Source organism: Methylobacterium sp. J-001 (assembly GCF_022829565.1).
Taxonomy (GTDB): domain Bacteria; phylum Pseudomonadota; class Alphaproteobacteria; order Rhizobiales; family Beijerinckiaceae; genus Methylobacterium.
Genome location: NZ_JAKSYN010000156.1, coordinates 1 through 2,857, shown reverse-complemented (window position 1 = coordinate 2,857; position 2,857 = coordinate 1). Strand labels below are relative to the sequence as shown.

Annotated in this window: 2 protein-coding genes and 2 pseudogenes; 3 read left to right on the top strand and 1 reads right to left on the bottom strand. The window is 62.9% G+C overall.

The window, feature by feature from the left end:
* The 3 genes and pseudogenes from MKK65_RS19905 to MKK65_RS19895 form a co-directional block, all read left to right on the top strand.
* Nucleotides 1-126 (top strand): annotated as a pseudogene (locus MKK65_RS19905) (IS630 family transposase); the annotation flags it as partial.
* A 21-nt stretch (nt 127-147) separates the two neighbouring features.
* A pseudogene (locus MKK65_RS19900) lies at nt 148-516 on the top strand (EAL domain-containing protein); the annotation flags it as partial.
* Between the two features lie 186 nt (nt 517-702).
* Entirely contained in the window at nt 703-1,032 is a 330-nt protein-coding gene (locus tag MKK65_RS19895) for a hypothetical protein (protein WP_243959900.1), read from the top strand.
* Between the two features lie 614 nt (nt 1,033-1,646).
* Here MKK65_RS19895 and MKK65_RS19890 read toward each other — a convergent pair.
* A complete protein-coding gene (locus MKK65_RS19890) occupies nt 1,647-1,913 on the bottom strand; it encodes a hypothetical protein (protein WP_243959899.1) in 267 nt (88 codons plus the stop codon).
* Nucleotides 1,914-2,857 lie beyond the last annotated feature (944 nt).

Genomic DNA, 2,857 nt, shown 5'->3' with positions numbered 1-2,857 from the left:
ACCGCCGCTGCCCGAACCGTCCCAGACCTTTGGGCAGCCATCGCCCGGGCCTTCGCAGCCTTCACTCCAGCGGAATGCCGCAACTACATCGCCGCCGCCGGATACGACGCTTATGACCCAACCTAAACGACAACAGCTCTAGTCGAAGACGGTCAGCAGATCGCCCATACCCTGTCGGCCTTGCGTCAACTCGGCATCAAGATCGCGATGGATGATTTCGGGACCGGGTACTCATCCCTGGCTCATCTGCGCAACTTGCCCTTGGACCGCATCAAGATCGATCGCAGCTTCGTTGCCGCCGCGCTGACGGACAAGCATTCCATGGCCGTCCTTAAGGCGATCACGCAGATGGGGCGCGACATGAGCATCCCAACCCTCGCCGAGGGCGTCGAAGACGCGGGCCAGCTCGACCTACTCAGGAAGCTCGGCTGTGACGCGGTGCAGGGCTACCTGATTGGGCGGCCAGAACGACCGACACCAATACTTCCACCCACAACCGCTGTTTGTGCCGCTTAGGCTGTTCGTCTCACCGATCGCCATCGGCTTGCGCCGCACCATCGAGGCGATTGGAACCCTGATTTTGACGCAGGTGCCCGAGGCAGCCTCGACCGCGATCGAGTTAGAGGCCCTGCGCTGAAGCGGCCGTGGGAACGTCCTAGCAGCTGCCGGCGTAGCGCTTCTTGACCTCGTCAAGGTGCGTTGATGTCGACTGCCATTCCAATCAAATCGCCGCGTTTGGCTGCACTTCGACGCCTATCGAGGCTCGATACCGCGCGATTTCTGATCCTGATAGTGCAAGTTCAATGGCACAACCGTCGCATGAAGGCGGCCAATCGGCGGGTTGATCTGTATGGCTTTGGCATCGCCGGGTTCGATCTTGCGCAGGCTGTTCTGCAGTGGCTTACGGCTCATAAGGCGATTAGCAAGCTGCTCGATGCCCCCGAGCCTGTGCACGTTGCTAAGGTTCGACAAGCGCTGTCAGCACAGTCACCCGCGCCGCCGAAGCCGGCCGACACGCGTACTCACGGCTAGTGTCGTTGACGGGCTCTAGAAGCCGAGGCACGTCGCCAAGAGGTAGGAAGATCACGTGCTATTTCCGAGGGGGCTTCGGCTCCGGTTTGTCCGTTCGCGAGAGGCTCTGGATCGCTTGCGGCGCTCGACCAGCCTTCTGGGCGATCTCGCTTTCTTGCTGCTCGATGAGATCGAAGGTCGGCTGATCGCCACCAAGGCCACCAAAGATCTCCATCGGCGCGCGCCGGACTTCTGCGCTGAGCCAGCAGCAACGCGCTCTTACTGGTCGGTCAGCCGAGCGCTCACTTCGCGTGCCAGTTCGAGGGGTGGGTCACCCCACCAATCTCAATCACTCCCGTCCCTAATACGAGCGCCCCAGCCCCGACGACAGCCATGACCGCGAATAGCTAGAACCACTGCATCGAGGGTTCCTCCTGGCTAACAAGCGTTCCCAGGCGGGTTGTGCCCTTAGTATACGGAGATAATTCTTAGTGCGAAAGACCGAGTCGTTCACCGGCTCGCAGCCGCCTCGGGGCATTCTCGGTGACGAGCTGCGTTGCGTATCGGCTCGCGGGGGTGATGTCGGTTGCTCCCCTGCCTCCATTAGATCGGGGATGGTTCGAGCGGCCGATGGGTCACGGCGCTGTCGGACGCGCCGTCATGACGACGGTCGCGACCGCGTTCCGGAACGTCTTCTCCTGCGGACCGGCTCGGTTCGCGACCTCCGCAGGGCTAACCGTCGAGGCGACGAGCGCGGCGACGTCGAGGCTGTGACCGCTGGTGAAGCGATAGGGCCCGGCTGCAGGGTCCCGCATGTACAGGTCGATTGCCGCGACGATCTCGTGGCTGCTGATGCGGCCGGACCTACGCAGGTCGGCGACGGTCGGGAGTCTACCGTGCATGGTAGCGCTGATTATTCCCTGACATTGACTTAACCGTGTCGTCCGGCCGACATGCCATGTCCGGCTAGCCGTGCTCTGTGCGAGTCGCCGGCACCATCAGGAGACACCGCCGCCGCAAGTCGCCCCTTGAAAAGCCAACGGGCCCCCCGTCGCCAAACGAGGAGCCCGTCGAAAATCTAAGTGGCCTGTGGTGGCCGGTTTCCAATCCCCACAAGCCATGAGACGCCCCCGGGCGTCAAGTGGGAACGCCAATTCCCGCGACGATGAAGCTTTGCCTTGTGGACCGGACGCCCCTGCGGCGGCCCGGAACAACCTGTTGCGGCCCTTTCACGGGGCCGAGGACCATGTTTGCCGACGAGTTGAGGCGCGCCATCGAAGCGGCCGACCGAATCACCCTGCCGTCCGTGACGGCGCTGCTGTAGCGCGCCTATGGGTGTGAATAGGCGTCGAAGCTTCACCCCTCTCGGAATCGGGTTAAATGCGTTGAGATATGTGCTGAATTTTACTTCGAGGCGGGGTCACGGTCGGCGCCGATCGTGACCCCGCCTCTATCTCGATTTTCGCATTTTGAAGAGAGAGTTAGCTAAGTTTTTGCCGGGGTCATGCTTCGAAGCCGATTCACACCCGACGCCCTGTACCGGGCGTTGTGCGTCTCCCGCAGCCGTCTCTACACCGCCTTCGCCCATGGCGACGGGCTAGCGGCGGCGACCCCCCACCCCGGCCCCCACCGGGCGCCCCCGCGTCGAAGCACAATTCCGCACATATCTCAACGCACTTCACCCGATTCCGAGAGGGGTGAAGCTTCGACGCCCTTTCACCCACCTAGGCCCGCGACAAGAGCGCCGGCTCGGACAGCAGGGTGTTTGGGGCGGCCGCCTCGCTCTGGCGCCTCCACTCGCGGGCACACATGGTACTCCGCCCCTGGATAGGGGCCCAACAGGTCG